24 protein-coding genes and 1 pseudogene are annotated in these 26,968 nt (G+C 68.1%); 10 read left to right on the forward strand and 15 right to left on the reverse strand.

The window, feature by feature from the left end; all coding sequences use genetic code 11:
- Nucleotides 1-69 precede the first annotated feature (69 nt).
- Nucleotides 70-1,188: a histidinol-phosphate transaminase gene (locus LDO13_RS17655; RefSeq protein WP_224047957.1), complete on the reverse strand. Its 1,119-nt coding sequence runs from the start codon at nt 1,186-1,188 to the stop codon at nt 70-72.
- Between the two features lie 97 nt (nt 1,189-1,285).
- Between LDO13_RS17655 and LDO13_RS17660 the strand changes: the two genes are divergently transcribed.
- Nucleotides 1,286-1,672, forward strand: a complete 387-nt coding sequence (locus LDO13_RS17660) for a phage holin family protein (protein ID WP_224047958.1) — start codon at nt 1,286-1,288, stop codon at nt 1,670-1,672.
- Here the strand turns inward: LDO13_RS17660 and LDO13_RS17665 are convergent.
- Nucleotides 1,623-3,044 carry a hypothetical protein gene (locus LDO13_RS17665; RefSeq protein WP_224047959.1) on the reverse strand — a complete coding sequence of 474 codons (1,422 nt, stop codon included), beginning with the start codon at nt 3,042-3,044 and terminating at the stop codon, nt 1,623-1,625. The genes LDO13_RS17660 and LDO13_RS17665 overlap by 50 nt on opposite strands.
- Nucleotides 3,044-3,412 carry a hypothetical protein gene (locus LDO13_RS17670; protein ID WP_224047960.1) on the reverse strand — a complete coding sequence of 123 codons (369 nt, stop codon included), beginning with the start codon at nt 3,410-3,412 and terminating at the stop codon, nt 3,044-3,046. The genes LDO13_RS17665 and LDO13_RS17670 overlap by 1 nt, the downstream gene beginning before the upstream one ends.
- Before the next feature lie 163 nt (nt 3,413-3,575).
- On the opposite strand from LDO13_RS17670, the gene purB reads away from it, so the two are divergent.
- The 3 genes from purB to LDO13_RS17685 all read left to right on the forward strand — a co-directional run bounded on the left by purB (nt 3,576) and on the right by LDO13_RS17685 (nt 6,281).
- Nucleotides 3,576-5,018: an adenylosuccinate lyase gene (gene purB, locus LDO13_RS17675; protein WP_224047961.1), complete on the forward strand. Its 1,443-nt coding sequence runs from the start codon at nt 3,576-3,578 to the stop codon at nt 5,016-5,018.
- Entirely contained in the window at nt 5,015-5,683 is a 669-nt protein-coding gene (locus tag LDO13_RS17680) for a histidine phosphatase family protein (protein WP_224047962.1), read from the forward strand. Before purB ends, LDO13_RS17680 begins: the two co-directional genes overlap by 4 nt.
- A gap of 94 nt (nt 5,684-5,777) precedes the next feature.
- Nucleotides 5,778-6,281, forward strand: coding sequence for a GNAT family N-acetyltransferase (locus LDO13_RS17685; protein ID WP_224047963.1), 504 nt, complete (start codon nt 5,778-5,780; stop codon nt 6,279-6,281).
- Nucleotides 6,282-6,287: 6 nt separating this feature from the next.
- On the opposite strand, the gene LDO13_RS17690 is transcribed toward LDO13_RS17685, so the two are convergent.
- Nucleotides 6,288-7,331 carry an FAD-dependent monooxygenase gene (locus LDO13_RS17690; protein WP_224047964.1) on the reverse strand — a complete coding sequence of 348 codons (1,044 nt, stop codon included), beginning with the start codon at nt 7,329-7,331 and terminating at the stop codon, nt 6,288-6,290.
- A gap of 83 nt (nt 7,332-7,414) precedes the next feature.
- On the opposite strand from LDO13_RS17690, the gene LDO13_RS17695 reads away from it, so the two are divergent.
- From LDO13_RS17695 to LDO13_RS17710, 4 genes are all read left to right on the forward strand, one after another.
- Nucleotides 7,415-7,849, forward strand: a complete 435-nt coding sequence (locus tag LDO13_RS17695) for a hotdog domain-containing protein (RefSeq protein ID WP_224047965.1) — start codon at nt 7,415-7,417, stop codon at nt 7,847-7,849.
- A gap of 409 nt (nt 7,850-8,258) precedes the next feature.
- On the forward strand, nt 8,259-9,359 hold the full coding sequence (locus LDO13_RS17700; protein WP_224047966.1) for an extracellular solute-binding protein: 1,101 nt from the start codon (nt 8,259-8,261) through the stop codon (nt 9,357-9,359).
- A gap of 93 nt (nt 9,360-9,452) precedes the next feature.
- Nucleotides 9,453-10,520, forward strand: coding sequence for an ABC transporter ATP-binding protein (locus LDO13_RS17705; RefSeq protein WP_224047967.1), 1,068 nt, complete (start codon nt 9,453-9,455; stop codon nt 10,518-10,520).
- Nucleotides 10,521-10,558: 38 nt separating this feature from the next.
- Nucleotides 10,559-12,331, forward strand: a complete 1,773-nt coding sequence (locus tag LDO13_RS17710; RefSeq protein ID WP_224049833.1) for an iron ABC transporter permease — start codon at nt 10,559-10,561, stop codon at nt 12,329-12,331.
- On the opposite strand, the gene LDO13_RS17715 is transcribed toward LDO13_RS17710, so the two are convergent.
- The gene (locus LDO13_RS17715) at nt 12,328-13,392 is read right to left on the reverse strand and encodes an FUSC family protein (protein ID WP_224047968.1); all 1,065 of its coding nucleotides are present in this window, start codon (nt 13,390-13,392) and stop codon (nt 12,328-12,330) included. The genes LDO13_RS17710 and LDO13_RS17715 overlap by 4 nt on opposite strands.
- A 219-nt stretch (nt 13,393-13,611) precedes the next feature.
- Between LDO13_RS17715 and mscL the strand changes: the two genes are divergently transcribed.
- Nucleotides 13,612-14,100, forward strand: a complete 489-nt coding sequence (mscL, locus tag LDO13_RS17720; RefSeq protein WP_224047969.1) for a large conductance mechanosensitive channel protein MscL — start codon at nt 13,612-13,614, stop codon at nt 14,098-14,100.
- A gap of 63 nt (nt 14,101-14,163) precedes the next feature.
- Nucleotides 14,164-15,057, forward strand: a complete 894-nt coding sequence (locus tag LDO13_RS17725) for an ACT domain-containing protein (RefSeq protein ID WP_224047970.1) — start codon at nt 14,164-14,166, stop codon at nt 15,055-15,057.
- 31 nt (nt 15,058-15,088) lie between these two features.
- Here the strand turns inward: LDO13_RS17725 and LDO13_RS17730 are convergent, their stop codons facing one another.
- From LDO13_RS17730 to LDO13_RS17775, 10 genes and pseudogenes are all read right to left on the reverse strand, one after another.
- Nucleotides 15,089-17,719: a WecB/TagA/CpsF family glycosyltransferase gene (locus tag LDO13_RS17730; protein WP_224047971.1), complete on the reverse strand. Its 2,631-nt coding sequence runs from the start codon at nt 17,717-17,719 to the stop codon at nt 15,089-15,091.
- 9 nt (nt 17,720-17,728) lie between these two features.
- Nucleotides 17,729-18,325: an acyltransferase gene (locus tag LDO13_RS17735; RefSeq protein ID WP_224049834.1), complete on the reverse strand. Its 597-nt coding sequence runs from the start codon at nt 18,323-18,325 to the stop codon at nt 17,729-17,731.
- A gap of 150 nt (nt 18,326-18,475) precedes the next feature.
- Nucleotides 18,476-18,826, reverse strand: a pseudogene (locus LDO13_RS18665) (VanZ family protein); the annotation flags it as partial.
- Nucleotides 18,823-19,920 carry a DegT/DnrJ/EryC1/StrS family aminotransferase gene (locus LDO13_RS17745; RefSeq protein ID WP_224047972.1) on the reverse strand — a complete coding sequence of 366 codons (1,098 nt, stop codon included), beginning with the start codon at nt 19,918-19,920 and terminating at the stop codon, nt 18,823-18,825. The gene LDO13_RS17745 and the pseudogene LDO13_RS18665, both read right to left, overlap by 4 nt.
- 32 nt (nt 19,921-19,952) lie before the next feature.
- Nucleotides 19,953-20,609 carry an acetyltransferase gene (locus LDO13_RS17750; RefSeq protein WP_224047973.1) on the reverse strand — a complete coding sequence of 219 codons (657 nt, stop codon included), beginning with the start codon at nt 20,607-20,609 and terminating at the stop codon, nt 19,953-19,955.
- Complete coding sequence (locus LDO13_RS17755; RefSeq protein WP_224047974.1) at nt 20,602-21,774, reverse strand: DegT/DnrJ/EryC1/StrS family aminotransferase; 1,173 nt, start codon at nt 21,772-21,774, stop codon at nt 20,602-20,604. The genes LDO13_RS17750 and LDO13_RS17755 overlap by 8 nt, the downstream gene beginning before the upstream one ends.
- Nucleotides 21,771-22,766 (reverse strand): NAD-dependent epimerase/dehydratase family protein, encoded by a 996-nt coding sequence (locus LDO13_RS17760; RefSeq protein ID WP_224047975.1) that lies wholly within the window; start codon nt 22,764-22,766, stop codon nt 21,771-21,773. Before LDO13_RS17760 ends, LDO13_RS17755 begins: the two co-directional genes overlap by 4 nt.
- On the reverse strand, nt 22,763-23,875 hold the full coding sequence (locus tag LDO13_RS17765) for a Gfo/Idh/MocA family oxidoreductase (protein ID WP_224047976.1): 1,113 nt from the start codon (nt 23,873-23,875) through the stop codon (nt 22,763-22,765). The genes LDO13_RS17760 and LDO13_RS17765 overlap by 4 nt, the downstream gene beginning before the upstream one ends.
- A gap of 17 nt (nt 23,876-23,892) precedes the next feature.
- Complete coding sequence (locus tag LDO13_RS17770) at nt 23,893-25,617, reverse strand: sugar transferase (RefSeq protein WP_224047977.1); 1,725 nt, start codon at nt 25,615-25,617, stop codon at nt 23,893-23,895.
- Nucleotides 25,618-25,957: 340 nt separating this feature from the next.
- A complete protein-coding gene (locus LDO13_RS17775) occupies nt 25,958-26,968 on the reverse strand; it encodes a diacylglycerol kinase family protein (protein ID WP_224047978.1) in 1,011 nt (336 codons plus the stop codon).

Raw genomic sequence — 26,968 nt, forward strand, 5'->3', positions numbered from 1 at the left:
GGCATATATTTTGGCTTACTCGTCCCTACTTTAGCCGCAGCGGGTCGTCAGCGGCCGTCATGTTAAGCGCTAGGAACGCCGCGGTGGTTTTGTATAGATCGCACAGAGTTCCAGGAAGCGGGTGTTGGCTTCGGTTTCGCCGATACTGACCCGCACCCCCTCGTTGGCGAAGGCGCGAACGGAGAGTGCCCGCTCCCCCGCCAGGGCGGCGAACTCCGCACTGTCGGCCCCGAGGTTGAGCCACACGAAGTTGCCCTGGGCCTCCGGCACGAACCAGCCAAGGTCCCGCAGACCGGCGGTGACGCGGTCCCGTTCGTCCACGAGGCTTTGTACCCTTTCTACAACCTCGCCGAAGTGCTCCAGCGACGTCACGGCCGCGGTCTCGGCGATCTGGGAGACGGCGAAGGGCGTGGCCGCGACGCGCAGGTGCTGCGTCAGGTCGGGGCGGGACACGCTGTAGCCGACCCGGAGCCCCGCCAGGCCGTGGGCCTTTGAAAAGGTCCGCAGGACAACAACGTTGGGGTACTTCCGGTACATTTCGATGCCGTCGACGGCATGCTCGTCGCGGACGAACTCCTGGTAGGCCTCATCGATGACCACCACGACGTCGGAGGGGACCCGCTTGATGAAGCGCTCGGTTTCCTCGGTGGTGAGAATCGGGCCGGTGGGGTTGTTGGGCGTGCACAGCAGGATCATGCGGGTCCGCGCGGTCACGGCTTCGGCCATGGCGTCGAGATCGTGGCGGCCGTCGCCGGTCAGCGGAATCCGGACACTCTCGGCGCCGGCAAGCCCGACGCAGATCGGGTACGCCTCGAAGGAGCGCCACGCGTAGATGACCTCGTCGGGCTTGCCGTCGTCGTTCTGTCCCGCGAACGTGGCCAGCAGCTGGTTGAGTGCCCCGAGGCTTCCGGCACCGGTGACGATGTCCTCGGCGGGTACGTCCAGGAATTCGGCCAGCTTTCCGCGCAGCCTGCTGCTCAGTGGATCCGGGTAGCGGTTGAAGTCGGTCTGCGCCGCGATGGCCTGCTGCACTGCAGGGATCGGAGGGAGCGGGTTTTCGTTGGAGGAAAGCTTGTAGCTGGCCAGACCCTCGACGGGGACCGGCGGCTTGCCGGCCGCGTAGCGGGGAAGAAGGTCTACCACCGGGCGGGGCCGGATGCCCCCGGCCGTGTTCTCTGATGAAGTCATGCCAACCAGCCTACTTCGGGTCCGCGCCGCAGTAGTTGGCCGCAAGAGGGGGATATGGTCCCTGCCGCTGCCGGCGGGGATATGACAGCATGGGCCCATGCGCTCATTCATCGTTCGCGTCATCATCAACGGGCTGGCCCTGGCCATCGCGTGCTGGATCCTCACCGGTCTGGATATTTCCACGGCAGGCAACGGCACCATGGGCATCATCCTGGGCTACTTGTTCATCGGCCTGATCTTCGGGCTCGTCAATGCGTTCGTCAAACCCATCGTCAGCCTGTTGTCGCTGCCGATCACCATCCTCACCCTGGGCCTTTTCACGGTTGTCATCAATGCCGGGATGCTCTACCTGACGTCCTGGATCAGCAGCTACACCACCGTGCATTTCACGATTGACAGCTTCTTCTGGACCGCGATTTTTGCGGCACTCATAATCAGCGCAATTTCCCTCGTGGCGAGTTTTCTTCCCGCGGTAGACCGCTAGCCGCCCCGGGCCTTCCTCCCCGGCCCGGCGGCATCGGTTCACGCCGCAGGGAAAATCGCGTCACCGTAGCCGTACCGCCGGCGCCGACCACGGCAGCGAGCGCAGCGGTGGAGGCCGCCAGCGAGGGATCCCGGCTGGCCGCGACGTCCCGGGCAGCGTCGGCGTAGCGTCCCATGGCGTGGCCGGGGCCAAGACCAGGTCCCAGCCATTCCGGCCCGGGGATCGGACTGGTCAGGGTCACGGTCACGCGGTCCTTCGTGTCCGGGTTGGGCTGCCCGTCCGCGCCGGGAACCCAGTCCGCTTCGTGCTCCAGATGCAGGCTGCTGGTGCCGGCCGGGGGCTCGATCCCGCCCACCGGGGACCCCGCCGTGAGCACGAACTTCAGCTCGTAGTCCGCCAGGAACGCCTTGTCCCTGCCGAGGTTCATGGCGTGGATGCCGCCCTGGCTGTAGCCGACGGCGGCTACCTGGTCCCCGGCCTCGGCGCCGGCCTCCGCCAGCGCCCGGCGGACGGCCGCGGCGGTCTCGGCCGAGTCGTAGCCGAGGCCCTCTGCGATGCCTCCGGCGTCGAAGGGGTTGGTGCCTTGCGGCAATCCGTCCAGTTGCGTTCCGGGGAAGATCACCGCCCAGGCGCGGCTGCCGCTCTCCCCCAGCCGGAGGACCTCGATAGCCCCGCTGTCTCGGCCGACGGCCTCGGCACGAAGCAGGAGCCCGGCCGGTGACACGTCGGCCTCCTCGCGCCAGGTGTCCCTGCCGATGATCCGGACCGGCCGGGGGTGCAGGAAATCCAGGCCGGCAGCGTCCGTCAATCCGCGGACCGCGTCCCGGACGCCGCCGCCGGGTCCTCCTGACCCGGTCTGGCCGGCGGGGAGTCCGAGTAGCCGCGACAGCCGTTCCGGCGCCACGTCGAGCCCGTCCTCGACGGTGTCAAGCAGCGTGACCGGAGGCAGGCCGAACAGCCCCCACAGGGGCCCGAATGCCGGGCCGGTCCGGCCGATCCGCAGGATCAGGGTGTTCCGCGCTTCCGCGAACTCGTACTCCCGGTGGCTCGCACGGACAGCGCTGCCCAGACGCTCCAGCTCCGTCCGGACCCGGCGGACGGCCCGGGCCGCCTCCCCGACGGCAGTAATCGCATTGCTGCCGCTGGTGTACGAGTCATATTGGTACGGAAACAGGGCGCGGCGCACGGCTTCGGCCTCCTCGTCCACGGCCGCCAGCTCCCGGACAATCCCGTCCAGCGCCGATGCTCCGGCCAGCAGTTCCTCGAACTGGAAGCTGAGACCGCCCACCCCGCCCCGGATGCGCAGCATCCCGTCCACGGACGGGACCGGGACCGGCGCTGCGCCGGAGCCGGCCGGTGTGGCTTCGGCCATCAGCCCGGCCGGCCCGAGGCCTGCGCCGCGTTCCGGGCGTGCCGGAGGACGACGGCGACGGACTCTTCGAGGGCCGTCCGGCTGCGGCGCAGGGATGCGGCCTGCAGGGACAGGGCAGTCCGGTAGGCCCGGCCAGCCGGGGACTGCCAGGTACGCAGTTCCACACTGGCCAGCCGGGCCAGCACGGCGTCGGTGTTGTCCGCGCAGGCGGCCATACGGGCGGCCAACTGCTGGATCTCGAAGCTCCGCGATGCGCACGCCGCGGCGTCGGAAGCCAGGACGCCCCCGCCCGCTCCGCCGCTGCCGTCGCCGTTGCTGGCCGGGTTTCCTGCCGCGGCGGCGCTGATGTTGGTTACTCCGGTGGACATACCAACGACGCTAGGGTCCCTGCCGGGCGGGCTGAAGTTCCCCGCCTCTCCATGTGGACAACCCGGGCAGTGCACCGCTCGGCGAACGGGGTGCGAGCCCGGCCGGAAGTCACATGAATCAGCGCGCTTAAGGCCCGGCGGGACTTCGTGAAAGAATCGGCACATGCCTGAAACTGCCGCCACAGCTGATACCCGCACGCCGTCCGGACGACGGGCCCTCGCCGCGTCCGCACAACAGATCGCGCTCGGCCCGCTGGACGGCCGGTACCAGTCCGCCGTCGCGCCGCTGGTCGACTACCTCTCCGAAGCCGCCCTCAACCGTGACCGGGTCGCCGTCGAGGTCGAGTGGCTCATCCACCTCACCGGCAAGAGTGTGCTCCCCGGCGCCGGACCGCTGACCGCGGAACAGCAGGACAAGCTCCGCGCCATCGTCACCGAGTTCGACGCCGCGTCGGTCGCCGAACTGGCGGACATCGAAGCCGTCACGGTGCACGATGTCAAGGCCGTCGAGTACTACATCGGCCGCCGCCTGCCCGGCATCGGGATCGAACACCTGACCGCCATGGTGCACTTCGGCTGCACCTCCGAGGACATTAACAACCTGTCCTACGCCCTGGGCGTCAAGGGCGCCGTGGAGGAGGTCTGGCTGCCCGCAGCCCGGAAGCTCGTTGCGCAGATCAGCGCCATGGCAGAAGCCAACCGGGCCGTGCCGATGCTCTCCCGCACGCACGGCCAGCCGGCCACCCCCACCACGCTCGGCAAGGAACTGGCAGTCATCGCGCACCGCCTGACCCGCCAGCTGGACCGCATCGCCCGGACCGAATACCTCGGCAAGATCAACGGCGCCACCGGCACGTACGCCGCCCACGTGGCCTCGGTCCCCGGCGCCGACTGGGAGCAGGTCGCCAAGACCTTCGTCGAAACGCTGGGCCTGGACTGGAACCCGCTGACCACACAGATCGAAAGCCACGACTGGCAGGCCGAACTGTACGCCGACGTCGCGCGGTTCAACCGGATCCTGCACAATGTCTGCACGGACATCTGGAGCTACATCTCGATCGGCTACTTCGTGCAGATTCCGGTCGCGGGCGCCACCGGCTCCTCCACCATGCCGCACAAGGTCAACCCGATCCGCTTCGAAAACGCTGAGGCCAACCTGGAGATCTCCTCCGGCCTGCTGGACGTGCTGGGCTCCACCCTGGTCACCTCCCGCTGGCAGCGCGACCTCACCGATTCCTCCTCGCAGCGCAACATCGGCGTGGCGTTCGGCCACTCGCTGCTCGCCATCTCCAACGTGGCCAAGGGCCTGGACCGGCTCAAGGTGGCGGAGGACGTGCTGGCCGCCGACCTCGACACCAACTGGGAAGTCCTCGGCGAGGCCATCCAGATGGTCATGCGCGCGGAGGCCATCGCCGGCGTCGAAGGCATGGAAAACCCCTACGAGCGGCTCAAGGACCTGACCCGCGGGCAGCGCGTCGACTCTGCCAGGATGCAGGAGTTCGTCCAGAGCCTGGGCCTGTCCGCGGACGCCGAAGCCCGGCTCCTGGCGCTCACCCCCGGCAAGTACACCGGCATTGCTGACAAGCTGGTGGACCACCTCGCATGAGGCTCCTGCTCATCCGCCACGGCCAGACGCCGGGAAACGTCCTGGGGCAGCTGGACACCGCCCACCCGGGCCCCGGGCTGACCGAGCTCGGCGAGCGGCAGGCCGCCGCCCTGGCGCGGTCGCTGGCGAATGAGCAGATCGACTTCCTTTATGCCTCCACGCTGATCCGCACCCAGATCACGGCCGCGCCGCTCTCGACCGTGCGCGGCCTGAAGATCGAGGTGCTGGAGGGTCTGCACGAGATCGAAGCCGGGTCCCTGGAGAAGCTCACCGATAAGGCATCGCACCTGCGCTATCTCGGAACGGTGTTTGGCTGGGCCGACGGGGAACTGCACCGCAGGATGCCGGGCGGACCCAGCGGGCACGACTTCTTCGAACGCTACGATGCCTCGATCGCCCGGATCGCCGCCGCTGCGGCGTCCGGCGACGCCGGGGCAGTGGCCGTGGTCAGCCACGGCGCCGCGATCCGCGTCTGGGCGGGCCTTCGGGCCAGCAATGTGGAGCCGGGTTTCGCCGCCCGCCACGTCCTCGCCAACACCGGGATTGTGGCGCTGGAAGGGGACCCCGACGCCGGCTGGCGGCTCATCCACTGGGACGACAGCCCCGTGGGCGGCCTGGCGCTGCTGGATCCGACGGCGGAGGATCCCACCGGCCGCACGCCGTAGCAGAATTCTCAGAACCCTAACGCGCAGGAAACACAGCCGAAACCGGCGCTGCCTAGCCTTAATCTGCATAACCCTTCGGCGAAGCGAGGCAGCCATGCAGACGAATCCGCGGCTCAACATCCGGCAGGTCACCTGGGCCAACCCGGTGGGCGCGGACCTCCGCGCCGCCCAGCAGGCCGAACTCGATGCCCGCTTCGGCACGAACGACCACGAACCCGGACCGCCGCCGTCGGAGGCTGACACGGCAGTCTTCCTGGTCGCCCACGACAAGGCGTCGGGGCAGCCCGTGGGCTGCGGCGGCCTGCGCATCCTGGACACGCACACGGCCGAGATCAAACGCCTCTATGTGCTCCCGTACACCCGCGGTTCGGGGGTTGCCAGCTCCATCCTCGCTGCGCTGGAGGCGCATGCCCATTCGCTCGGCATCACCTCCATCACTGCGGAGGCCGGCTCGGTGCAGACTGACGGGCGCCAGTTTTACGAGAACTCGGGCTTCGTCCCGGTGCCGAACTTCGGGCCGTACATCGGGGTGGAGCACTCCTACTGCTACGCGAAGGCCATCGATTCGCACAGCGCCGCGCACACGGCCATGGCCTGACCGGGGTCAGCGTTCGACGGCGCCAGCGCCCCCTGGCCGGTGGGCCAGCCGCAGCAGCCCGTCGCGCAGCGGCTGTCCTCTTTCCGCGAGCGCCAGCCGTGCCATGCCGGACGAGGCCACACGCAATGACTGGCTGCGCAGCAGTCTCCGCCTGTTGTACAACCGCAGGGCTTCCGGGAGCGGGCGCGAGTTGAGCAGACCCGCGAGAGTGGCCGCGTCGATCAGCGCCTCGCAGGCGCCGCGGCCCAGATTCGGCGCCATGCCGTGCGCCGCGTCCCCTACCAGCACCGCGCTGTCCCGCCGGTAGCTGCCCGGAAATGGCACCGTCCAGACCCTTTGCGCCAGCGTCTCCCCCGGCACCGCGGCCGCCAGGACGCGGCCAATCTCGGCGGCCCCGCCGGAAAAACGCCCGCGGGTCAGCGCCAGTGCCTCGCCGACGTCGATGCCGCCGGGGCCCAGGTCCGACCGGTACGAGGCATACCAGTAGGTCCGGCCACGGGACGCCGGAGCTATGCCGAACAGTTGCCCGCGGCCCCAGTATTCACCGCCGACGCCGGGCGGGACCGCATCATCGATGATGCCGCGCAGTGCAAGATAGGGCGTGAGCCGGGCCCCGCTGCGTTCGCCCCAGACGCTACGGCGGACAATACTGTGCACGCCGTCGGCGCCGACCACCAGGCCGGGCCCCGGCGGCGATGCCACCGTGCCGTAGGCTCTGACCACGGAGGCGGGGACCGCGGCGTCCAACAGCCGGAGCAGGTCGGCGCGGGACACCCCGAGAACTCGCGACGGCCTGGCCGTGAGCACAACGTTTCCGGATCCGTCGCGGAGCGCCATGCCGCCAAAATCTGAGCCGGCCGCCCGGACCGCCGGGAGAATACCCACCTCATCAAGGGCCCGCTGGGCCTCCGGCCACATGGCCAGTGACGTCTCCACCGACGGCGGCTCTGCCAGCCTCTCGTGGACGGTCACCCGAAAGCGGCCGGGGTCAAGGCAAGCGGCCAGAGCCAGCCCCGCGATGCCGCCGCCGACAACCTTTACAGCCTCCATGCCCAGAGTCTACGGCCGGCACCAGGGTGGGCGGGGCCCCGTCACACAGGGCCCGCCGCGCCGCCGTCGGCTAATCTCGCACTATGGAACCGGCCGACATCACTTTCCGCACCCGCAAGTGGGTGCGGCCCGAAGATCTCACCGCGAACGGCACGCTGTTCGGCGGGAGCCTGCTGAAGTGGATCGACGAGGAAGCCGCGATTTACGCAATCCTGCAGCTCGGCAACGGCCGGGCCGTCACCAAGTACATCTCGGAAATCAACTTCGTCAGTTCGGCAGTCCAGGGCGACCTGATCGAGATGGGGCTGACCGCCACCCGCTTCGGCCGGACGTCACTGACCATGCGCGCCGAGGTCCGGAACATGATCACGCGGCAGAGCATCCTCACTATCGAGGAAATTGTTTTTGTGAACCTCGATCCGCACGGCAAGCCCGCACCGCACGGATACACCGAGATCACCTACGACCGGGACCGGATCCCGACGCACCACCTGACCGAGACGCTCGAAGAGGACTAACAGGAAGCCGGGCGCTCCGATCCCGCTCCTGTGTCCTGAGCCCGGCCAGCGATTAGACCCAGAATTCGTCCGCCTTCGCCGAGTCATCGAAGTACTCCCGGCCCTCGGCGATCTTCCCGTCGCGGACCACGAACGTGATGACGGTTCCCATTTCGGGCACCTCCGTCTTCCTTGTCGGGTTTTTGGGACGGCTTAAGGCTATTCCCGGCCCGGGGGCCTGTCGATGGGCCGGATGTTCACGCCGTGTTGGGGCCCGGGGCGCACGACGTTCACCCGGATACACCAGACTCGATTGGCCAGGACAGGCTATTTCATCGATTTGATAGTCATAACCCCCGGATTGGGCGGCGTCCGCTATAGGCTGGCCGGACAAATGCCATCTGGCCCCGTTCAGAAATGAGTCTCACTCGTGCGCAGATTGAAAACCATGGTTGCCGGCGCCGTCGCCGTCGCCCTTCTTTCCGGTTGTGGAGCGGGCGCCGCAGCGCCCGCCTCGTCCGGACCAGCTACCGGGCCGGCCGCCGTCGCCCCCTCAGGGCCGCCCTCCGGCCAAACGCTGATCGTCTACACGAACTCCAACGGTGAGGGCCGTGGCGAGTGGCTGACGAAGAAGGCGGCAGAGGCCGGCTTCAAGATCGAAATCGTCGGCGCCGGCGGCGCGGACGCCACCAACAAGCTCATTGCGGAGAAGAACAACCCGATCGCGGACGTCGCATTTGGGCTCAACAACATGTACTTCGAGCAGATCAAGGCCGCCGGCGCGATCGAGCCGTACACGCCCTCCTGGTCCGGTGACGTCGACGCCGGCAAGGGCGACAAGTCGGACAGCAAGGCCTACTGGCCGCTGGTGCAGCAGGCCATCCTCCTCGGCTACAACTCCGAGAAGTTCAGCAAGGACGAGGCCCCCAAGGACTGGACCGACCTGTGGGCCCAGGACAGGTTCAAGTCCCGCTACGAGCGCGTCACCGGCGTCGGCACCGCCACCGCACAGCTGGTCTTCGCCAGCATCCTGACCCGCTACAAGGACGACGGCGGCGATCTGGGCGTCTCGGACGAGGGCTGGAAACAGATCGAAGGCTACTTCAAGAACGGCACCCCGGCGGTCGCCAAGACCGACCTCTTCGCCCGCATCTCCTCGGGAGAGACGGACATGGGGCAGATGCCGTCATCGATCATCACCGAACGCGAAAAGACGTTCAAGGTCAACGTCGAGACCGTCATGCCGTCCGTGGGTGTGCCGCTGGCCATCGAGCAGGTGGCCCTGGTCAAGGGAACGGACAAGCAGGACGAGGCCCTCAAGTTCATCGACTGGTTCGGCAGCGCGAAGACGCAGGGGGAATGGTCCCAGCAGTTCAACTCGATGCCGGTCAACAAGGCGGCGGTCGCGCAGGCCAAGCCGGAGGTCGTCGAGTTCTTCAACACGCTCAAGCAGCAGGACATCGACTGGAACTTCGTGCAGGAAAACATGGGCAAGTGGGTTGAAAAGATCGAACTGGAATACATGAGCTGACCCTCGCACTGGCAGCGGCCGGCGAGCCGGCTGCTGCCCGTGCCCTTCATTGCTGAAACCCCCGCTTCGCCGCTAAGCCCAAGACAGGTTGCCATGATCCGTTTCGAGAACATCGAAGTCACCTTCGGCGATTTCACCGCCATCCCCAACCTTGATCTCCAGGTGGAACCGGGGGAATTCTTCACGCTGCTGGGGCCGTCCGGCTGCGGAAAGACGACAGCCCTGCGCACGCTGGCAGGGTTCATCGAGCCGTCAGCAGGAGAGGTCTACGTGGACGGGAAGGCTGTCACCCGGCTGCCGAGCGACAAGCGCCAGGTCGGCATGGTGTTCCAGAACTATGCACTTTTCCCCAGCATGAGCGTGTGGGAGAACATCGCGTTCGGTCTCCGCGTCCGCAAGGAGAAACCTGCCGAGAGCGACCGCCTCGTCCGCGACATCGCCCGGCGGGTTGACCTGTCCGAAGACCAGTTGCGAAAAAACGTGGCCGAGCTGTCCGGCGGGCAGCAGCAGCGCGTCGCCGTCGCCCGGGCGCTCGTGCTGCAGCCCAAGATTCTGCTGCTCGACGAGCCGCTCTCCAATCTGGACGCCAAGCTGCGCCACCAGCTAAGGCAGCAGCTCAAGGACCTTCAAAGCGAATTCGGCATCACCACGGTCTACGTCACCCATGACCAGGACGAGGCCCTCGCCATGAGCGACCGGGTAGCCGTCTTCAACAAGGGCGTAGTGGAGCAAATTGGCACCCCGCAGAGCATCTACGACGAATCGGCCACCGAATTCGTCTGCAATTTCATTGGGGACAGCTCCCGGCTCACGGCCGGGTTCGTCGCGGAACTGAACCGGCAATCAAGTCACGAGCTCGATCCCGCGGCCAACTCCTACCTGCGCGTGGAAAAGGCATCACTTGACCCCGCCGGCGGCAACGGTACAGCCGTTCCGGTGCAGGGAACCGTGGTCTCGAAGACCTATCACGGACTGCACAGCCGGTACGTCGTCCGCTGCCACGGCGCCGATATCCGGCTGCTGGTCAAGGAAGACGGTGGAATCCACCCCGCCACCGGCAGCAAGGCTACGGTTTACGTCCAGCCCACCCACGTCCTCCAGTACCACCCGGACACCGGAGCCTCCCTCCGGAACCGGCTGCAGGAAGTGACCAGCCTGTGAGCACAGCTGGCGGCTCGAACGGCGGCGGCACCAGGAGCATGCTCCGCTCCCCCGCAGTCCTGATCGTCGGGGTGGTGCTGACCTGGTTCATCGCGGCCTTTCTCGTCTGGCCCAACGCGAATGTGCTGATCCAGACCTTCTTCCCCGACGGGACCTTCTCCGGCCGCGCGGCCGAGAAGCTCTTCTCCTCCCAGCGGGCCATGAAATCACTGGGCAACAGTTTCCTGCTGGCGGTCGCCTTGTCCATCACCGTCAACGTGGTGGGGATCTTCATTGTGCTGGTCACCCAGTACTTCAAGATCCGCGGCTCGAGGATCCTGTTCCTCGGCTACGCCACCACGTTCATCTACGGCGGCATCGTGCTGGCGGCGGGCTACAAATTCATCTACGGGGACAAGGGCATCGTGACCGGCTTCCTGCTGGGACTGTTTCCCGGCATGGATCCCGGCTGGTTTTCCGGCTTCCTTGCCGTCCTCGCCGTCATGACGTTCGCCACCACGACGAACCACATGCTGTTCGTCACCAACGCGCTGAAGGGCGTGGATTACCAGACCATCGAAGCGGCCCGGAACATGGGGGCCTCCACCTGGACCATCCTCCGGCGGATCGTCCTGCCGATGCTTAAGCCGACGCTCTTCGCCGTCACCATCCTCTCGTTCCTGACCGGCCTTGGAGCCCTCAGCGCACCGCAGGTCCTGGGCGGCCGGGAATTCCAGACCATCACGCCGATGATTCTCACCTTCAGCAACAGCCCGACGTCGAGGGACCTCGCCGCCCTGCTCGCCGTGATCCTCGGTGTGGCGACCATGCTGATGCTGGCTGCCATGACCCGGATGGAAAAGGGCGGGACCTATTTTTCGGTTTCAAAAGTCTCCTCCGGACTGCAGAAGCAGCAGATCCGCAACCCTGTGGCCAACACTGCCGTCCACGTCGCCGCGTACCTGCTGTTCGCCGTCTACACGCTGCCCGTGGTGCTGATCGTGCTGTATTCCTTTGCCGACGGCGCCGCGATCCAGACCGGCCAGCTGTTGCCGGGGAGCCTTACCTTCGACAACTACGTCCGGGTCCTCACCCAGCCTTCGGGCCTGCAGCCGTTCATCATCAGCACCGTCTACAGCGCACTCGCCGCGCTGATCGCCGTCGGAGGCCTGCTCTTCGTTGCGCGGCTCCTGCAGAAGTACCGCAACTGGGTGACGTCGGTCTTCGAGTACCTCCTCCACATCCCGTGGATCCTCCCGTCGGCCCTGCTCGCCCTGGGCCTGATCCTCAGCTACGACCATCCGAACCCGCTGGTGGGCGGCACCGTCCTGACCGGGACCACGGTGATCCTGCTCATCGCGTTCGTGACCGTCAAGATCCCGTTCACCCTGCGGATGCTCAAAGCCTCCTTCGCCTCGGTCAACTCCTCGCTCGAAGAAGCTGCCAACATCATGGGCGCCAAAACGCTGTACATGTTCCGCCGGGTCCTGCTGCCGATCGTCCTGCCGGCAGCCGCCGCGATCATGGCGCTCAACTTCAACAGCATGCTGGATGACTACGACACCGCCATCTTCCTGGCCCACCCGCTGTACCAGCCCCTGGGCCTGGTAATCAAGGCCAACACGGACGGCGCCGAGGGCGTCGACGGCGTCTCCAACACCTTCGTCTACACGGTCCTGCTGATGGTGATCACCGGAGTGACGATGTATCTGGTTTACGGCCGTGCCGGCAGGAAGTCCGCGAGGGCGGCGAAGGCCGGTCCGGACGGGAAGGAAGGCACGACGCCGGTCCTCGTCGAAGCCGCGCCGGCCGAATCCGTGCGGGTCCCCTAGCCCTCCCGGGCCGCGGTGCGGAGCCTGCGCCGCACCGCCGGGGCCAGCACGACGGCGATGCCGACGGCGGCGCCGATGACGGTGTCGAAGATCCGGTCGCGCAGCAGGACGCCGGGCGCCGACGGAGCCACCAGCAGGGTGGAAACAAGGGCCAGCGGCGTCACGAAGATCTGGGCCAGGACGTATTGGCGGGCGATGAACATCTCAGCTCCGAACTGGCAGGCGGCGATCACCATCACGGTCTGCCAGGGCACGGGCTGAAGGAGCAGGATCCCCGCGAGCAGCACCAGCCCGATCGCCGTGCCCACGATTCGTTGCAGTCCGCGGCTGACCCGGTGCCGGGTGGTGTGGCCCACCAGCGGGACGACGGCGGCCACCATCGCCCAGTAGTTGTGTCCGAAGCCCAACTGTTCCCCCAGCAGCGTCGCCAGGGTTCCGGCGAGTCCGGCCGCCACGAGGTAGCCGACGCTTTCGAGCAGGGCCGTCCGCGTTTCCGCCGGTGTGAATGGTGCGCTGGCCGGCAGGATCCACGGTGTCCGGCGGCTCGGGAGCACGCGGGAGGACAAGCCGACCAGCAGGGAGAAGGAGACGGTCAGCACCGCCACCAGCATGGCCTGCCAAAGCGGCGGCTGGTTGGGGATGGACGCGATCGCGGCGACGGCAAAGATGTGGAACAGCGATCCCGCGGGCCGGAGCCGCCACCAGGCGACGATCAGCGAGCAGCTTCCTGCCACGAAGGTGGTGGCGGCGACCTGGAGCCAGACGGTGTCCGCGGCGGAAAGCGCCAAAGCCACTCCGGCGCGGGCGGTCAGGGCGGCCAGCAGCATAACGGCCACCATCAACGCCCCGGCGCGGAACTGAAGGAGGAACCGTTTGGCGTGCGGTTCGTTGCGGCCGTAGATCCCGGCGAAGGCGCCAAAAGAAGCGAAGATGGCCAGGTCCAGCCGGTCCAGGAACACCAGCGTGATCAGCGGCACAAAGACACCAACGGCGCAGCGGATGGCGACCTGGTGGTCCTTGTTGCCGGGGGCCATGGTGAACATCTCGGAGAGCATCTTCACGGGTGGGAGGCGCCTTTCTTGCGGTCGGACGGTACGACGGCGGCGCTGGCATCCACGCCCGATTTTACGCCCGGAAGGGCGGGGACCGGGCAAAGTCATCCATTCGCTGGAATATGTCCCGGCCCGGAGACAAGGCGGGAGAGGTGATAGCGTCTAGCGGTTGATCCCCGCGCCGGGATCACGGCACACCGAGTTAATCAAGGCACACGGAGGACCCCCATGCTCAAAGGATTCAAGGACTTTATCCTGCGCGGCAACGTGATCGAACTGTCCATCGCCGTCGTGGTCGGCACCGCATTCACCGCCCTGGTCAGCGCGTTTACTTCAAACATCGTGAACCCCATCATCGCCGCGGCCGGCGGAGTCGAGACCAAAGGCCTGGGCTTCTGGATCTGGCCGGGCAACGACAAGACGTTCGTCAACTTCGGCGCGGTGATCACCGCGTTCGTCACATTCCTGATCACGGCCGCCGTCGTCTACTTCATCTTCGTGGCGCCGATGAACCGGATCAACCATATGGTCAGGAAGCGCCTCGCCACTGCGGAGCCGGAAGAGAAGGCGCTCCCGGCCGACACGGCCCTGCTGGCCGAGATCCGTGACCTGCTGACCCACATCGCCGGCCCGGAGCACGGCCGGACGGGCGACCACACCGCGCCGGAGCGGGCGGACGAACACCTGGTCCGGGCCGCCGTCGAACGCAGCCGCTAGCCCGAACGAAATCGTCACCGGCCGGCAATAGGGCCGTAACAGCGGGCGGACATCATGGGACTCATGAAGCCCCCGGCCCGTCGCAGAGAACACGGCAGAACGCCGGCCCCCACCGAGCTGAGCTGCGAAGTCTGCGGCCAGATGCCCGAACCCACCAAAACCCGGCTGACCCTGGCAAACGTTGCAGTGATGCTGCCCATCGAGCTCCTGGTCCACGCGGCGGTGGTGGGAACGCACCTGCCCTACGTGGCCAAGGTCCTCGTCCTTACGCTGACCGCGACCGTCCTGGTCATCTGGGTGGCCGAACCATCCGCGACGCGCATGCTCCGGACCTGGCTGCATGCCCCCGCGTTGCGCCACCGCAGCCGGCTCCGCGCCGCACCGGCCCTGTGGCGGGCACGCACCGTGCTGCGGGACCGTCCGGGTTCGCTGCAGAAACTCACGCAGTCCTTGGCCCGGCTGGACACCAACATCCTGAGCATCCATGTCCACCCCGTCCACGGCGGCGTCCTGGACGAGTTTGTCCTGTCCGCGCCCGGCGAACTGCGCGAAGCCGAACTGCTCAAAGCGCTGCGCGACGGCGGCGGAGGCGACCCGCATGTCTGGCCCACCACGGCGCTTGCCATGGCCGACGGGCAGACCGGGGCGCTGAGCCTCGCGGCCAGGATCGCAGCCAATCCCGACGAGCTGCCGCTGGCGGTGGCGGAGCTGCTGCACGCACGGATCGAAGTTGTGCCGGATACGGATACGGCACCTGCCGCCGGCACGGCCCCGCGGGCCGGAGCTGGCACTGCGCTGCCAACGGACGGGAGTGTGCTGCGGATCCCGACCGCGTGGCACGGTCCGATCACGTTCAGCCGCCCCGGCGAGCCGTTTACTCCGGCGGAATCCGCCCGGGCCCACCGGCTGGCTGAACTCGCCGAGATCCTCGCGCACCGCCCTGTTCCCGGGCGGTGACGGCGGGCACAGTCCCGTGGCTCGCGTCCCGTCAGTCCCGATGGCCGCCCGTGGCCGGCTGCCGGGTGCTGGCGTCGCGTTCCCATTCCCCCCGGCGCCCGCTGCCGCGGCGGCCGGCCAGGGCAAACGCCACGTACACCAGGGCATGGGCGGCGGACAGCGGACCTCGGATTGAGCGGGCAACCTCTGACAGCGTGCGGCCGGCCGTACTGTGCCCTCCGCTGTGCGCGCCGTTCTGCTGGGCATTGCCGCGGTAAACGCGGTGCAGCACGGCCACCTGGTCCCGCGGTGTCCGGGGCGGGCGGACGACCACGGGGTCCACGTCCAGAACGGCCTTTTCCGCGGGTTCGAAGAGGCGGTCCACGAACAGGTCATCGGCCGTCAGCCCGGGGAACTGCTGGAAACGCTGCCGCCCCTCACGGGAGATGCCATAGACGCCGGCTCCCCACAGACCACCGCGGGCGGACGGAAGGCGGAGTTTGGTCCGGTAGTACGAGCGGATCAGCGGGTGGGCGTCCTGCAGGTCGAAGCGGGCCGCCGGGCGCGCGGCCAGTACCTGGCCCGAGCTGAGGGCCGCAAAGACGGCGCGCACCGCGCCCGGACTGATCTGCACATCCGCGTCAAGATAGAGCCGCGGCCACTGTGAGGCGGCGGCGTCCCCCGCATTGAGCGCGGCAGCCTTGGACGACTGCCCCATTTCCAGCACGTTGACGCCGTCGAATCCCCGCGCGATCGCGGCGGTGCGGTCGGTGCATCCGTTGCAGGCCACGATGACCTCCAGCTGCCCTGTGGCGGCCAGCGGCGCCAGCGGCGCGAGCGTGCGCGCGATCACGGCGGCTTCGTTGTGCGCCGGAATGATGACAGAACCGCGCGGGAACCCGCCGGGGTCGGCGCTGTCCGCAGCGTCCCTGCTCGGGCCGGGCAGGGCGGTCCAGCTCCCCTCATCGAGCACCGTGCCCAGCACACCCCTGCGCTCAGGTTTCCAGCAGCGCAGGAGCTCGGCGAGGGCAACGGCCCCCTGGAACACCGTGGCGTACGCCGGGGAATGGTACTTACGGATGTAACGGATCCGGTTCACGGCCATCAGGGCGTTCAGGCCGGGCGACGCGCCGGAGCCGCCGCCCTCATGGGTCACGGTGGCGGAAGGTTCGTACCAGACGGTCCCGCCGCAGATCCGCAGCCGGCGGAAGAAGTCCGTCTCCTCCGAGTAGAGGAAGAAGGACTCGTCCCACGCCACAGCATCGGCCAGCCTGCGGTTGACCATCAGCGCGGCGCCGCTGGCCCAGTCGACGGGGTGCGCGTGGGCGTAGCTTTCCGGGTCAAAATCCGTCGAAGCCAGCCAGCCGGGGCGGCCGGACGCCCTCCGCCCCACGAGGGCGTCGCCAAGGGCGCGGCTGATGCCCGGTTCGCGGTGCAACGTGGGGCTGGTGGCCCCGTCCGCCGCGCGGATCCTCGGCACCACAGCGCCCGCGTCCGAGCTGCGCAGGCGCTGCAGCATCGCCTTCAGGCAGCCGCGCGCCACCGTAAGGTCCGGGTTGAGGACCACCAAGGCCTCGGCGTCACCGGCTCTGCGCAGGGCGGCGTTGATGCCGGCGGCGTACCCCAGGTTGCCGCCGGTCGCGAAGGCGATAACATCCGGGTGCCTGTCGCGGACGATCTCCAGGGTGCCGTCCCGGGAGGAGTTGTCGGCCAGCAGCACCCGCAACGTCAGGTCGGCCGTCTCCGCCCGCAGGCCCTGCAGCAGGGCGTCAATGTCTCCGGCGCTGTTGTAGGTGACCACCACGACGGCGGCATCCACCGGCCCGTCCGGCCCGGTGAACCGCCCTGGGGTCCGGGGCGCGGCGGCGGGCAGGGACTTTGCCTCCGGATGGTCCTGCGGCACGGTGCAGGAGCCGGTTCTGAGCCTCAGATAGGCAGGCGGTCCGGCCAGCAGGTACCGGCCGGCGAGCCGTCTCGGCTCAAGGGCCAAGCGGTAGCCCCATTCGAGGCCGCGACGACTGACCCACTCGGGGGCGCGCTGCACGCGGCCGGCCAGGAAGTCCACGGCGGCACCGAAAGCCAGCAGGACCCCTGCTCCGGTGAGAGCGGCATAACGGTCTATCCACAGTTCCTGGCGTGGTTTTCCCAGGCCCACAAAGAGGATCTGCGCGCCGGAGTCTTCGATCTGCCCGGCGATCCTCTCAGAGCCGTGGACCGATTCCAGTTCGCTGCGGGCCGGGGACCACATCCCGGCGACCCGGAGCCGTGGGCGTTCGGCGGCGAGCTTCCCTGCCAGCAGGCGCTGGTTATCTTCCGTGCCGCCCAGGAAGCCAACTTTCAGGCCAAGTTCCTCGGCCCGGGCCAGGAGCGGGGAGGCCAGGTCGCTGCCGGCGAGGCGGGGCCAGCGGCGTCCGGTCAGCCGCTGCGCCTGGGACACCAGAGGGGCGCCGTCGACCAGGTAGACCCAGTCCACGGCGCTGCCGGGATCGGCATGCAGCGTTCCTGACCAGCGGCCCCCCGTGCCGAAGTGGTTGAGGTGGTCGAGGTTGACCGAGGCCACGGCCAGCGGCCGGGGGCCGGGGATGGCGGCGCGCCGCAGAATAAGGTCCAGTGCGGGCCCGGATTCCGTCAGGTCGACGGGCGTTCCGCCCAGGACCACCTTGCTGCCTGCCGGTTGCTCCATGACTTCCTCTCAGTCCGCCGCAGCGGGCGCCAGTTGACCGTTGTCCTCGACATACCGCCGGCCCGTGGCGGGACACAGCCAACGGCCGGTGTCGTCCTGTTTCAGCGGGTGCCCCGCCTCGCCCACCCAGCCCGCCCGCCGGGCGGGGATGCCGACAACCATGGCGTAGTCCGGTACGTCCCGCGTGACAACCGCTCCGGCGGCCACCGTGGACCATGCGCCGATGGATACCGGGGCGACGCAGACGGCACGGGCGCCGATGGACGCGCCCTTGCCGACAGTCACGCCCACAGCGTCCCAGTCCTCGGCGTCCTTCAACGTTCCGTCGGGTGTCACCGCCCTGGGATGCAGGTCGTTGGTGAGTACTGCCGCGGGCCCGACGAAGACTCCGTCGGCGAGACGCGCCGGTTCGTAGACCAGCGCGTAATTCTGCAGCTTGCAGTTCGAACCGATGACGACCCCCGGGCCCACGTAGGCGCCACGACCGATGTTGCAGTTGCTGCCCACCGTGGCGCCCTCGCGGATCTGCGCGAGGTGCCAGATTCGTGTGCCATCTCCAATGACGGCGGCGTCTGCCACGTCTGCGGTTTCGGCGATGGTTCGCATGGAACTCCCCCTCAGTAAGGAATCTGCAGCTGGATCTGTCTCGCGGTCACCGGCGACGAGCGGCGTAGTTTCGCGGGCCGGGTGTGTCCGGATGATCCGGATTGCCGCCGCCCCCAGCAGGGCGCCCAGCGAGTTGTTCACGACGTCCCCCAGGCTCGCCGTGCGCTGGCTCAAGGCCAGGTACTGCACGGTTTCGATCGCGGCGGATGTCAGCGCGCCGCCGGCCGCCGCAAGCCACCACCAGCGGGTCGGCAGGATGAGGGCGACTATCACCCCAAAAGGAACAAAGAGGAGGACGTTGGCAGCCCCTTCGATGTGCGCGTACGTGATGCCGGAGGTCAGGGGGTGGCCCCGCACAGCGTCGATGACATCCCGCAGGAGGCCCGCCAAGGGACGGTCCACCGGCGCCGGCCAGACGCCGACAAAGGCCAGTCCGACCAGGTACAGGGCCAGGGCGGTGAGGAGCAGTCCCCGTCGTGTCCTGGGGGTCGTCGTCGTCACGGCAGGCCCAGGGCTGCCCGCAGCTGGTCCGCCACATACTGCTGTTGCGCTTCGCTGATGTGCGGGAAGATCGGCAGCGACAGGATCGCGCCGGCGGCCTGCTCTGCGACAGGGAAGGATCCGGGGCCAAGTCCCAGTCCCCGGTAGGCGCCGCTGAGGTGCACCGGAACCGGGTAGTGGATGGCCGCGCCTATGCCCGCATCGTTCAAGGCCGCAAGCACGCGGTCCCGTTCTGCGACGCGGATAACGTACAAATGCCAGACGTCGGTGTTGCCCTCGGCGCTGCGGGGAAGGACGACGCCGGGCAGGTCCGCGAGCAGTTCCTGGTAGCGGTCCGCGGCCCGCCGCCGTCGTTCGTTCCAGCCGGCCAGCCTGCGCAGCTTGGCGTTGAGCACCACCGCCTGGATGGTGTCCAGGCGCGAATTCATGCCGACGGCGGTGTGCCGGTACTTCTGCTCACTGCCGTGGGCGCCAAGCATCCGCACGCGGGCCGCAATGTCAGCGTCGTCCGTCACCACAGCTCCGGCGTCCCCGGCGGCACCGAGGTTCTTGCCCGGATAGAAGCTCGTACCGGCCACCAGCCCCAGGGTGCCGGCGAAGCGGCCGTTCCGGGTGGCGCCCTGGGACTGGGCGGCATCTTCGACAATGACGGCTCCGCAGGATGACGCAATCGGGACCAGCCGCTCAACAAAGGCGGTTTGGCCGAGCAAGTGGACGGGGATGATGGCCTGCGTCCGGGGTGTCACGGCCGCAGCCACCCGGTCGGGATCGATCAGGAGGTGCTCCGGGTCGACGTCGACGGGCACCGCCACCGCACCGATCCGGCTCACTGCCTCGGCGGTTGCGATGAAAGTGTTGGCGGGGAGGATGACTTCCCCGCCTGCCGTGACTCCGGCTGCGCGCAGCGCCAGTTCCAGGGCATCGGTTCCGTTGGCCACCCCCACGCAATTCCCGGCGCCCAGGAACCGGGCATAGGACTGCTCGAATTCGGCCACGGCGGGTCCTGAAATGAACGAGGCCTGCGTGAAGACGTCCTTCAGCCCCGCCTCGACTTCATCCGCAATCTCGTCCTGCTGGGCGCCCAGATCAACCATCGGGACGGGGACTTTGATACTCAGGGGCCGGGTCATCGCGCACCGCCGACTGCGGCCGCTGGTTCGAGCACGCGCGCCGGGACCCCGGCCCAGGTCTCGCCGTCGGGCACGTCGGCCAGGACGGCTGCTCCCATGCCGACCCTGCTTCCTGCCCCCACGCTGATGCCTTCCCGCACCGACGAGTTCATGCCCAGATACGCTGCACGCCCGATCCTGACGCCGCCGCCCAGCGACACGCCGGCGGCGAGGGTGGCAAAGTCCTCCACGACGTCGTCATGGGTCATCGTCACCCCGGGCATCATCACAACATGGCTCCCCACTGTGACCCCGGTGGTCAGGGTGACATTGCCCAGCAGGATGCTGCCGGGACCGATCTCGCAGCAGGACGGGACCCGCACCGAAGGTTCAACCACCGTCGCGAAGCGGTAGCTCGGAAAACCCAGGCCCCCGAGTCTGGCGACAACCCGTTCGCGGGCGCTCCCCGCACCGATGCAGGCGACCACGCGCGCCTCCGGGTAGCGCAGGGCGTGGCTGACGGGACCAAGGATCGGGGCGCCGTCCAGGGTTGACCCCACCCTGGATTCGTCGTCGTCGAGGACCCCGACGACGTCGAATTGGCCGTTTTCGCGCACACAGGCCAGCACTTCGCGGGCCAGGCCGCTCGCGCCGATCAGCAGCAGTTCAGTCATAAGTTGCCCCCGCAGCCTTCAGAATCGATTGGATGACCCGGGACTGCTCGTCCAGGGTCAACTGGTGGTAGACGGGCAGGATCAGGGTGTGGTCCGTGAGCCGCTCCGTCACGGACAGGTCCGCCCCGCCGGTGTCCCGGCCGGCGTAGGCGGGCTGCCGGTGTGCGGCCATGATGCCGCGCCGGGCCGAGATCCCGTCCAGTGCCAGCCGTTCCAGCAGTTCCTCGCGCCCGAGGGGGAATTCCGGCAGGACTTCGACCCAGAAGGACTGGAAGTTGCTGGTGCCGTAGAGCGGGTCCTGGCTGAAGCGCAGGCCCTCCACGCCGGCGAGTGCCTTCCGGTAGGCTGCGGCGATGGCCCGGCGTCGGGACACCGCCTCCCCCAGCCGGGTCAGTTGCACCAGCCCGACGGCGGCCTGCATGTCTGTCATCCGGTAGTTGAACCCGATCTCCCCGTACTCCTCCGCCGGGGCCAGGACCGCGGTGTGCCGGTCGTTCGCCGAGACGCTCATGGCGTGTTCGCGGAGCTTCCGGGCACGGTCCGCCCAGACGGCGTTGCGGATCGTCAGCATCCCGCCTTCCCCGGTGGTGAGGATCTTGCGCGGGTGGAATGACCAGGCCGCGAGCTCGGCGCCCGCTCCGACCGGCCGGCCCCGGTAGGTGGAGCCCGCGGCGCAGGCCGCGTCCTCGATGACGGTGATGCCCAGTCCGTCGCAGAGGGCCCGGATCGGGTCCAGATCCACCGGCATGCCGCCCTGGTCCACCACGATCACCGCGCGGGTGGCTGGCGTCAGGGCGGCCGCGAGTGTCCGCACTGACACGTTCCCGGATTCCGCCTCGACGTCGGCGAAGACCGGCCGGGCACCCACGTACGTGACGGCGTTGGCAGTGGCGATGAAGGAGAAGGAGGGCACAACCACGTCGTCCCGGGGGCCGATGCCGGCCACTTTCAGGGCCAGGTGCAGGGCCGTGGTGCAGTTGGAGACCGCGACGGCATGGCTGGCCTGCTGCGCGGCGGAGAAGGCTTCTTCGAAGCGCGCCACGCGGGGTCCCTGCGCCACCCAGCCGGAGGCGATCACTTCGGCCACGGCCTCGGCTTCCTCCGGTCCCAGCCACGGCTTCATCACGTTGATCCGGCTCAGCGCCCGGTCCTGGTTGACCGTCACAGCGCACCGCCCACCCTGGCGTCCGCGATTTCAGCGCGCAGCGGCCGCCACCAGTCCACGAGTTCCCGCAGGCCTTCCTCGAGCCCGGTTTCGGCGATGAAGCCAAGGTCGCGCCGGGCCGCCGTCGTATCCGCCTGGCGCCGGACGACGCCGTTGACGGCCCGCTCCGGGCCGTGCTCCACGGGCAGTTCCGAATCCATGGCCCGCAGCAGCGCCCGGGCCAGTTCCAGCAGGCTGGTCTCTGCACCGCTGGCGACGTTGTACACGCCCTCGTCCACCGCGCTGCCCGCGGCCAGGATATTGGCCCGGGCCACGTCCCGGGTGTGGACGAAATCCATGGTCTGCTGCCCGTCGCCCAGGATCAGCGGCGGCAACCCGTCCTCGATGCGTTCCATCCAGCGCACCAGCACTTCGGTGTAGAGGCCATGGACGTCCATCCGCGGTCCGTACACGTTGAAGTAGCGCAAGAGTACATAATCAAGGCCGGACATGGTCCGGAAGCTGCGGGCCATGGCCTCGTTGAACGACTTCGCCGCGCCGTAGAAAGTGTCGTTGTTGTGGTGGTGATGGCGCTCCGGCGTCGGAAACGTCTCCGCCATGCCGTAGACCGAGGCGCTGGAGGCCGCCACGAGCTTGCCTACACGCTGCGCCGCCGCGGCTTCGAGCACGTTGAAGGTGCCGTCCACCAGCACCTCGAGGGCGAGCCGGGGTTCTTCGGCACACTGGGTGATCCGGATCGCGGCCTGGTGGAAGACTATGTCCTTGCCCCGGCTCAGGTCGTGGACCAGGTCCCGGTCCCTGAGGTCGCCTTCGACGAGTTCGACCCGCCCGCTGGCGATCGCCGGGTCGAGGTTGGCCCGCCGGCCACGTACAAGGTTGTCGAGCACGTCGACCCTGCCGGCGCCGGCGTCGAGCAGGTGGTCCACGACCGTGGACCCGATGGTCCCGGCTCCGCCTGTGACCAGGACCTGCGCCCCCTGCAGGATGCTCATCTGCTTGCCTCCAGCTGGGGTTCATTCCCGACGACGATGCTGGCTTTCCCGTCGGCGCTGAGGCTGTCGCTGACGGCCTCCAGCACGGACAGCACGCGGAGGCCGGAGGCGCCGCTGGTCCGGGCGGGCCGCTGCTGCCAGATGCTGCTGGCGAACTCGGCCACCATCTCGCCAAGCGCCTCGTGCTCGGGCAGCGCCGGCGACCACGTGTCGCCCAGCCGGTAGGAGATGGCGGAGTTCTTCCGGTCCGCCGCCGACGGCGACTGCCGGTCAAGGCTGACCCCGCGGTCGTAGACACTGAGCCGCTGCTGCGGATTCAGGTCATCCCAGACCAGGGTCCGCCGGGAACCGCCCACCACGAGCTGACGGATCTTGGTTGGGCTCAGCCAGTTGACGTGGACGTGGGCCATGGCGTCGTTGGCGAGGGCGAACGTCAGGTGCCCGACGCAGGCCTGACCCGTTCCCAAGGGGTCCGCGCCGTGGGCTGTCACCTCCACCGGCCGCAGCCCGTCGGGAAGAATGAAGTCGAGAATGGACAGATCATGCGGGGCGAGATCCCAAAAAACATCCACATCCGGCTGCACGAGTCCCAGGTTGATCCGGACAGAGTCGATGAAAAGGATGTCGCCGAGGGACCCGTCGGCGATCAGTTCACGGATCTTCAGCACGGCCGGGGTGTAGCAGTAGGTGTGGTCCGCCATCAGGACCAGCCCGCGTTCCTCCGCTTCGTCGACCATCTCCAGCCCCTTGGCCCGGCTGTCCGCGAGGGGCTTCTCGACCAGCACATGCTTCCCGGCCTTCAGCGCCGTCAGGGCGATGCCGTGGTGCGTGTGGGCCGGCGTCGCAATCGCAACGGCGTCGACGTCGGCCATGTCCAGCAGTTCGTCGATGGACCTGAAGACGGGAACCCCGCCCTGTGCAGCCGCGAGCTTGGCGGCCCTTCGCAGGTCCAGGTCAACGATTCCGGCCAACTCCCAGTCAGGGCTTGCCGTGAAGTTCCGGGCCAGGTTGGGTCCCCAGTAGCCGGCGCCGATGACGGCCGCCCTGAGCTGCCTGTTGGATGCGACCCGGTCCAAGCCGTGGGAGTACCCCGAACGTGTTTCAGTCATTTTGATTCCTTACTCAGTCAGTACGCGCCCGCGGGCGCGAACATTGCCCTGAAGGTGCGCCACATGATGATGACGTCGCCCATGATCGACCAGTTTTCGACGTAATAGAGATCCAGGCGCACGGCCTCATCCCACGGCAGGTCCGACCGTCCGTTGACCTGCCACAGCCCGGTAATTCCCGGTTTGATCAGCAGCCGGCGGTGCGTGTGGCGCTCATAGCCGCCGACCTCGCGCTGCAGTGGCGGGCGGGGTCCAACCAGGCTCATCTCGCCGGTCAGGACGTTCCAGAACTGCGGCAGTTCATCCAGCGAGTAGCGGCGCATCCAGCGCCCGCATCTGGTGACCCGGGGATCGTTGTGCATCTTAAACAGCACACCGGCGCCCTCGTTCTGTGCTCCCAGCCCGGCCAGCCCGGCTTCGGCGTTGACCACCATGGACCGGAATTTGAGCATCCGGAAAGGATTTCCGGCTTTTCCGACGCGCTCCTGCCTGAACAGGACCGGCCCCGGGCTATCGTGTTTGACGATGAGCGCCAGGGTAAGAAGCACCGGCGAAAGCAGGACCAGCGCCGTCGCGGCCACTGCAATGTCCAGCAGCCGTTTGCAGGCATGCTTGGCACCGTTGTAGCGGGGCACATCCACGTGCATAAGCGGCAGCCCTTCCACCGGACGCCAGTGGATTCGGGGGCCGGCAACGTTGGTCAGGGACGATGCCAGCACAAGCTCGGCCTGGTGCTCCTCCAGCCCCCAGCCCAGTTCGCGGATGTATTGGTTGCCGCCGGGCACCGGACCGGCCACGATGACCGCCTCCGCCCCGCACCGGCCAACCGTCCGGACGACGTCATCGGTGGAGGACAGGACCGGCACCCGGCGGCCGTCGACGTCCAGCGTCGTCCCCCGCCTCCCGCCGGGCATGGACACGCCGAGGATTTCGTAGACGGCGCCGGTGTTGCGGGCGATCCGCTTGAGCACGTACCGCACATCCTCGGCCTGGCCAATCACAATCGCCTTGACGAGGAACTGCCCCTGGGCCTGCCGCTGGTTGTACCAGCGGCGGGCAATCCAGCGGCTGCCCGGCAGGAGAATGAGACCCAGCGGGAGGGACACGAGGTAGAACGCCGAAGCCGGCTGGATGCGGAACGCCACCAGCAGGACGGCGAGCAGCCCGAAGACTGCACCGCTGGCTGCAGCCACCCTCTTGTATTCGTTGCTCCCGGCCCCCAGGATCTGCGGTTCCCGGGTGCGGTAGAGGCTCAGGGCTGCAACCCACATCACACCAAGGACAGCCGCGATGAAGGCCCCGTTCAAGTCTGCAAACGTTCCCGCGGAGGGCTGGCCGCCTTCGAAGGGGACGAGGAATCCAGCCATGACCGAGACGACGACCAGAACGGAGTCCGTGCCGCGCAGCAGGCGGCGCAGGAACCGCACCCATTCCCGTCCGGAGGGCCTCGCCCGGGTGGACTGCGCCGTGGCGGGAATGCCTGCCGGAACGCCGGGAGCGGCCGCCGTGGGTCGAGGGGCGGGGGGCCGCCATTGGGGCGCCAGCGTTGCGCTGGCGCCGTGGAGGACGAGGGGTGTGCGAAGGGCGTGCGACGCGTAAGCGAGGTCGGCAACCGTGCCCCCTGTAGGGACGGCACTGGGGAGGGCACTGGGGACGGCACTGCGGACGGGATTGCGGACGGCCCTGCGGCCGGCGCCATGGAGGGAGAGCGTAAGGCGCGTGCCCTCGGTCTTGGGTGTCACAGGTGCCCGCAGGGGTCAACGGGCCGCGGGCGGACCGACGCTTTGTCCGCATAAAAAAAGGCTGTCCGGTCATTTGGCCGAACATCCATGACGACAAGGAATATGCGTGCCATTGCGACTCCCTCCAAACGGCAATTGGCTTCATCAATTGATGCCTGAGCCAATCCAAGTTGGTGGGACCACCGCGGTCACGAGTGGTTGATACCCGGGTTGATACTTGCCTTTGAGAACAGCCCTCCGGCGGCGGTGTCCGGGTAGTACTCACTACCCGGACACACGCCCTTGGGCTGGCACCGGATATCGGACAGACAAGTATCGCCGGCGCCGGCTTCGGCTCTTGCTAGGAGGCCATCCGGATTTTCAGGGCGTCGCGCTCAACGGCGACGGCGAGATGCGTTCCGGTGCCGAGGTGGTCACCGTCCAGCTGGAATTCCTGCTCGTGCTCGAGGGTGATCTCGGCCGACTTGCCCTGGAAGTACTCCACGGATTCGGTCTCGTTCTTGTTCCGGCCGAAGATCCCGGCCACAACTCCCAGCCAGCCGAGCCGGCCGCGCGGCGCCAGGATCAGCAGGTCCAGCGCGCCGTCGTCGACCTTGGCGTCCGGGAAGATCTCGACGCCGCCCATGATCCGGCCGCAGTTGCCGATCATGACGCTGCGGATCCTGCGGCGGACGGGTTCGCCGCCGTCGACGCTGATCTTCGCTTTGACCGGTTTGCCGGGGAGCTTGCGGATGCCGGCCTCGACGTACGCGAGCCACCCCATCCGGTCCTTCAGCGCATCAACGGTGTCGGCCATGATGGCGGCGTCGTAGCCGAGTCCGGCCATGACCAGGAAGACCTGTTCGTCGTCCGAGTGGTCCAGCCGGGCCTTGACGACATCGATGGCCTTTTCGCTGCCGTTGAGCACGTCGTAGCAGGCGGATACCGGATCGGTGATGTCAACACCGAGGTTGCGGGCCAGCAGGTTGCCGGTTCCCAGCGGCACCAGTCCCATCGGCGTTCCGGTCCCCGCGAGCACCTCAGCGACGCAGCGCACGGTGCCGTCGCCGCCGGCGGCAATCACGACGTCGGCCCCCGCTTCCAGCGCCTCGCGCGCCTGCCCGGTTCCCGGGTCTTCGACGGTGGTTTCGAGCCAGAGCGGCTCCGCCCAGCCTTGCGTTTCGCACAGCCGGTAGATTGCGCCCTTGAGCGCCGGACCGGATGATTTGGCGGGGTTGATGACGACGGCGGCGCGCCTGGGCTGCGTTGTGCTGTCAGGCTGCGTTGTGCTGTCAGGCTGCGTTGTGCTGTCGGGCGCGGTGCTGCCGTCAGTCGCGGTGCTGCTGTCAAGCGCGGGATTGTTCTCTGGCAT

This window comes from Arthrobacter sp. NicSoilB4 (assembly GCF_019977335.1).
Lineage (GTDB): Bacteria > Actinomycetota > Actinomycetes > Actinomycetales > Micrococcaceae > Arthrobacter.